Origin of the sequence: Formosa algae (assembly GCF_001439665.1) — a bacterium.
Classification (GTDB): Bacteria; Bacteroidota; Bacteroidia; order Flavobacteriales; family Flavobacteriaceae; genus Formosa; species Formosa algae.
Window position 1 is genome coordinate 1 of record NZ_LMAK01000040.1, and the last position, 6,393, is coordinate 6,393.

The window sequence follows — 6,393 nt, forward strand, 5'->3', positions numbered from 1 at the left end:
ATGTTGCGTTTAGCATTGCGTTTGGTGAAAGTAGATAATAGTTCTGCTCAAGAATGGGCGGCTAAAGCTATTAGCAGAGGCGTTATGACAAGTAATGATGATGTTGCTTATGTGATGTACGAAGATAATGCAGACGATGGTGGTCCAAATGTAAATCCGCTGACTAAGTCATTTTCTTCTAGAGCAGATACTCAAATAAAAATTTCGGCAACCCTTATGGATTTTATGAAAGATAGAAACGATCCTAGAGTCTCTGTGTTATGTTCTACAGTAGATGGAGATACATCTTACGATCTTCAATTCGGTCAAGATATAAACGATCCTACTCGTGGTACTGCTAATTCAAAACCAAACATTAATATTTTTGGAGGAAGTGGTATCGTTATTTATGATGCGCCTTTATTTTACCAAACCTATGCAGAAGTTGAATTTATGGTTGCTGAAGCAGCTGAACGTTGGGGAACTGGCGATGGCGATGTAGAAGCACATTATAATACAGGTGTTGCTGCTGCGATGGATTACTTATCAATATACGGAAATGGAGTTGTGCCTATCACATCAGATCAAATTACCACCTATTTAGAGGCTAATCCGTTTGATGCATCTCAAGCTTTAAAAATGATTAATGAACAATATTGGGTAGCCACTTTTGGTAATGGTATTGAAACGTATTCTAATTGGAAAAGATCTGGATACCCAGAATTAATTTCAGCAGATGTAGCAGCACTTCTTACAGGAGGTGAAATTCCAAGACGTTTTCCTTACCCAAGTTCAGAAGAATTAAATAACCCAGATGCCGTTGCAGCTGCAATTGCAGCACAAGGCGGAGATGGTCTTCTAGACAGAACATGGTGGGATACCGAGTAAAATGTTAAGAGCATAATGCAATTGCTATAAAAATTAAGACTATTAATGTTTAAGTTAATAATATTCATGTTTTGTTTTGAATTAATAGTTGAGGTGAGAGAAATTGGTTACTTCTCTCACCATTTTTTAAATTTTTATAACAGTTGTTTGTGTAACCTTTTCTTATAAAAATTATAAAATTAAAAACACATTTAACCCTTAACTTTTTAACGATAAAAAATACATGAGTGCAACACTTATCTTAATAGTTATAGCAGCGTATTTTGGCGTACTACTTCTAATATCTCATGTGGTGTCAAAAAACACAAGCGACGATTCTTTTTATACAGGAGACCGGAAATCGCCTTGGCAAGTTGTAGCGTTCGGAATGATTGGCGCCGTGTTGTCTGGAGTTACTTTTGTGTCTATTCCGGGTATGGTGGGAACCAATTACTTTTACTATTTGCAATTCGTTTTTGGTAATGTTGTGGGGTATGTGTTTATAACTTACGTCTTAGTGCCTATTTATTACGATTTAAAACTGGTATCTATTTATACCTATTTAGAATCGCGATTCGGGATTAAGTCTTATAAAACAGGCTCACTTTTTTTTCTAATATCGCAATCTTTTGGTGCAGCACTTAGACTGTTATTAGCTGCTAAAATTTTACAATATGCGGTTTTTGATGCCTTTCATATTCCATTTTTTGTAACCGTACTTGTTATTTTAGTTCTAATTTGGTTATACACGCACAAATCTGGAATTAAAACCATTGTTTGGACAGACACCTTGCAAACATTCTTCTTATTGCTTTCTGTAGGAGTTACAATTTATATTGTTAAAAGTGCTTTGAATTTAAGTATTGTAGAGACTTCTACAGCAGTGATTAATCATGAGTATTTTAAAATTTTTAACTGGGATTTTAATTCAGGAAGTAATTTCTTTAAACAATTTATTTCTGGAGTTCTAATCGCTGTAGCTATGGTTGGATTAGATCAAAACATGATGCAAAAAACACTGACTTGCAAAAATAAAAAGGAAGCGCAACGTAATATCTTAACCTTTAGTTTGGTGTTGGCTGTTACACAATTCTTGTTTTTAGGCTTGGGTGTGATGTTGTATATGTATGCAGAGAGTTTTGGTATTCAATTGGATGTAGAAAACGGAAAATTTATCAATACAGATACCTTATTTCCAATGCTATCTTTAAATCATTTTGGAACAATTGCCAGCTTAAGTTTTATCTTAGGAATTACGGCGGCTTCGTTCTCTAGTGCAGATTCTGCCTTAACCGCTTTAACGACATCGTTTACCCATGATTTTATGGATTTTAATCATAAAAATTCAAAAGAAAAAAAATCTATGAAAAACCTCGTGTTATTTGGTTTTTCAGTAGTTATATTCATCATAATTATGGTGTTTTCTCAAAGTAAAGGAAATGTAATTTCGCTCATATTTAAAGTTGCAGGCTATACGTATGGTCCGTTATTAGGACTATATATGTTTGGAATTTTTACTAAAATCAATATAAAAGATGCAGCTGTACCTTTTATATGTATACTCATGCCTATAGTAACCTATCTTTTAAACCACTTTTTTATTCTTTGGTTTGATTTCGATTTCGGGTTTATGAACATATTTGTTAATGCTTTTTTAACAGTAATATGTTTAATCCTTTATCGCGATAAAAAAAATATAAATTAAATTGAAAAATGCTGAAAATGAAAAATAAACTAACAACAGAACAAGCATCAGACTATAATAATTTGGAGAAAATGAGCACCAACGAGTTGCTCACCAATATGAATGTTGAAGATAAAACAGTGCCTTATGCTTTAGAAAAAGCAGTGCCTTCTATAGAAAAATTGGTAGATGTTATTTATACTAAAATGAAAGCTGGCGGACGTTTATTCTATATAGGCGCCGGAACTAGCGGCAGACTTGGGGTGCTGGACGCTTCTGAGTGTCCACCAACTTATGGCGTGCCAGACGACTGGGTTATTGGACTTATTGCAGGTGGAGATTTTGCGCTTAGAAAAGCTGTAGAAAATGCCGAAGATGATACCAATTTAGCTTGGGAAGATTTAAAAAAATATAATATTACAGAACACGATGTACTAGTTGGTATTGCAGCTTCTGGAACTACACCTTACGTAATAGGTGGTGTAAAACAAGCTAAAGCACATAACATTATTACCGGCTGTGTCACTTGTAACGAAGATTCTCCTTTGTCTTTAGAAGTCGATTATCCAATAGAATTAGTTGTCGGACCAGAATTTGTTACGGGAAGTACAAGAATGAAAGCAGGAACAGCACAGAAACTCGCCTTGAATATGATTTCTACAACTGTTATGATTAAGCTTGGACGAGTAAAAGGTAACAAGATGGTTAATATGCAATTGTCTAATAAAAAACTAGTAAAAAGAGGTGTAAAGATGATTGTTGAAGAACTTGGTATTGATGAGAAAACAGCCAAAAAACTATTGCTTAAACATAAAAGTGTTAGAAATGTTATTAATGAATTTAACACCGCTAACTAATGAAAAGAATTTTAGTAATAGGAGTTCTAGCGTTGTTTTCATTGGGTTTTGTGCCAAATACTTATAGATTTAAAACAGAAGATCCTAAAGCATTATGGGTAGATAGTATCTATAATAAAATGTCTTTAAAAGAAAAAGTTGGACAATTATTTATGGTCGCTGCATATTCTAATCGAGACAGTAAACATATAGATTCTATTCAAAAATTAATACAAACCAATGGAATTGGTGGCCTTATATTCTTTCAAGGCGGACCTGTACGTCAGGCGAATTTGACGAATTCGTATCAAGCTATATCCAAAGTGCCTTTGCTAATTGGTATGGATGCAGAATGGGGATTAAATATGCGATTAGATAGCACCTCTGGGTTTCCGTATAATATGACGCTTGGTGCAATACAAGATGAAGCAATAATAAAGCAAATAGGGCAACAAGTCGGCCGCGATGCCAAACGTTTAGGTGTGCATTTAAATTTTGCTCCCGTGGTAGATATTAATACAAACGCTGATAATCCTATTATAGGTGTGCGTTCGTTTGGAGAAGATAAATTAAACGTTACAAATAAAGCTTTAGCTTTTACGGAAGGCATACAAAGTGAAGGCATTTTAGCCTGTGCAAAGCATTTTCCTGGTCATGGAGACACGGCTACAGATTCGCATAAAACCTTACCTACAGTAAATTTTTCAAAAGAGCGTATTGAAGAAGTGGAGTTTTATCCGTTTAAAGCCTTGTTTAAAAAAGAAGTTGCCGGTGTTATGGTGGCTCATTTAAATGTGCCGAGTTTAGAAACTCAGATCGGATTGCCATCATCGCTATCTTATAACATTGTATCTAATATCTTAAAAACTCAATTAGACTTTAAAGGATTGGTGTTTACAGATGCTTTAAATATGAAAGGTGTTGCAAATTATAAAGCACCTGGCGATGTAGATTTAGCCGCCTTTAAGGCAGGTAACGATGTCTTGTTGTTTACTAATAATGCAACAAAAGGGATTTCTAAAATTGTTGAAGCTTACCATAATAATGAAATAACAGAAGCGCGTTTATCGCATTCTGTAAAAAAAATATTAGCAGCTAAATACGATGTTAATTTAAATCATTTTAAACCTATAGAAACAGAAGGATTGGTAGCCGATTTAAATTCTGACACGAATAAATCTCTAAATATAGCTGCACTTACAAATGCCATTACTGTTGCTAAAAACAATAATCAGATTCTACCTATACAAACCAATAAGACAGAAAAAGCAGCTTTTTTAAAATTAGGTGATGGCGATTCTAATACGTTTTTAAATGCATTAAAATTAGACGCTAATGTGTCTGATGTTTCAGATGTTGAGCCGTCAAAATTACTAAAAGTACTTAAAGCATATGATAAAGTAATTATTAGTTATCACAGATTAAATTATAGAGATGTTAAAAAAATATCTTCAGATAATACTGCTTTAATTGAGGAAATCGCAAAGGATAATCAGGTTGTTTTAAATGTATTTGCGAGTCAATATTGCTTAAAAGCACTTGATTTTAAAAATATTGAAGGTGTAATTATATCTTATGAAAATACAGTGGTGGCACAAGGTATTTCGGCACAAATTACAATTGGAAAAAAAGAAGCATTAGGGACTTTGCCGGCTTCTATAAATGCTGACTTTAATTAAAATGTGATGGTAATTATGAGATACATAAGTTTAATAGTTATTATGGTTGTAAGCTTGTCTTGTAATGATCATTCTAAACAAAAAAAAGAACTTATGACTCGAGATATTCGAGTTGTGAATTCAGATACACTAATAGGTGTGGGGGCTAACCAAATAGATTTGTATTTGCCATTTCTTAAAGGAAAAAAAGTTGGAATTACAGCGAATCAAACCAGTGTTGTGTTTAAATCGGAAGACCATTCGGAATACACCCATATTGTAGATTCTTTAATGGCATTGCGTATTGATGTTAAAAAAGTATTTGCTCCCGAACATGGCTTTCGTGGCAAGGCAGATGCAGGAGAACATATTGTAGATGGAGTAGATGCTGAAACAGGATTATCTATTATTTCTCTTTATGGAAGCAATAGTAAACCGTCAAAAAAACACTTAGAAGATGTTGATGTTATGTTGTTCGATATCCAAGATGTTGGAGTTCGTTTCTATACTTATATCTCTACGTTGCATTATATCATGGAGGCTTGTGCCGAATTAGATATTCCTGTTATTGTTTTAGATCGACCAAATCCTAATGGTCATTATATTGATGGACCAATCCTTGAAGAATCACTTACAAGCTTTGTTGGGATGCATCCCGTTCCTGTGGTATATGGCATGACGATTGGTGAATATGCTAAAATGATTAATGGTGAAAAATGGTTAAAGAATGGCATACAATGTGATCTTAAAATCATCCCATTAACAAATTATACACATAGTTCTGCGTATAATTTACCAATAAAACCCTCGCCAAATTTACCGAATGCGGTGTCTGTTAATTTGTATCCGAGTTTGTGCTTTTTTGAAGGTACAACTATAAGTTGTGGTCGTGGTACAGAAATGCAATTTCAAATATTCGGAGCACCTTCATTACCATATACAACTTTCGATTTTAGTTTTACTCCGGAACCGAATTTCGGATCTAAATCGCCAAAATATAATGGAGAATTGTGCTATGGAAGAGACCTGAGAACTATAGAAAAACTTAATGCATTAAACCTAAATTGGTTGTTAGAGGCCTATAATGCATCGCCAGAAAAAGATGGTTTTTTTAATCCATTTTTCTCAAAATTATCAGGAATTAAACATTTACAACAACAAATTGAAAGTGGGATGCCTGCTATCAAAATTGCAGAAACATGGGAATCCGGATTAGAAGTGTTCAAAAATAAAAGAAAAAAATATCTGTTATATAACTAATTAGCATACAGTTTGATATAGCTTAGTTGTTTTATAATAGCGTGTTTAAAATATATTTTACAGTAAATAAATAGTGTTACAAAAACAATAAAAAAACAAAATTATGCTA

General features: G+C 33.6%; 5 protein-coding genes. All 5 read left to right on the plus strand.

Features of this window, described 5'->3' with window-relative positions:
• Window positions 1-867, plus strand: an 867-nt coding sequence (locus AST99_RS10965) for a SusD/RagB family nutrient-binding outer membrane lipoprotein (RefSeq protein WP_057781879.1), incomplete at its 5' end; no start/stop codon positions are given.
• 223 nt (window positions 868-1,090) lie between these two features.
• Window positions 1,091-2,551, plus strand: a complete 1,461-nt coding sequence (locus AST99_RS10970; protein WP_057781880.1) for a sodium:solute symporter — start codon at window positions 1,091-1,093, stop codon at window positions 2,549-2,551.
• 17 nt (window positions 2,552-2,568) lie between these two features.
• Complete coding sequence (murQ, locus tag AST99_RS10975) at window positions 2,569-3,387, plus strand: N-acetylmuramic acid 6-phosphate etherase (protein WP_057781881.1); 819 nt, start codon at window positions 2,569-2,571, stop codon at window positions 3,385-3,387.
• Window positions 3,387-5,045 (plus strand): glycoside hydrolase family 3 protein, encoded by a 1,659-nt coding sequence (locus AST99_RS10980; RefSeq protein WP_057781882.1) that lies wholly within the window; start codon window positions 3,387-3,389, stop codon window positions 5,043-5,045. Before murQ ends, AST99_RS10980 begins: the two co-directional genes overlap by 1 nt.
• Window positions 5,046-5,060: 15 nt before the next feature.
• Complete coding sequence (locus AST99_RS10985; RefSeq protein ID WP_370875291.1) at window positions 5,061-6,284, plus strand: exo-beta-N-acetylmuramidase NamZ family protein; 1,224 nt, start codon at window positions 5,061-5,063, stop codon at window positions 6,282-6,284.
• Window positions 6,285-6,393 lie beyond the last annotated feature (109 nt).

Coding starts and splice junctions, on each gene's coding strand:
- AST99_RS10970 (WP_057781880.1), top strand. CDS start 1,091: ATGAGTGCAACACTTATCTTAATAGTTATAGCAGCGTATTTTGGCGTA.
- AST99_RS10985 (WP_370875291.1), top strand. CDS start 5,061: ATGAGATACATAAGTTTAATAGTTATTATGGTTGTAAGCTTGTCTTGT.
- AST99_RS10980 (WP_057781882.1), top strand. CDS start 3,387: ATGAAAAGAATTTTAGTAATAGGAGTTCTAGCGTTGTTTTCATTGGGT.
- murQ (WP_057781881.1), top strand. CDS start 2,569: ATGAAAAATAAACTAACAACAGAACAAGCATCAGACTATAATAATTTG.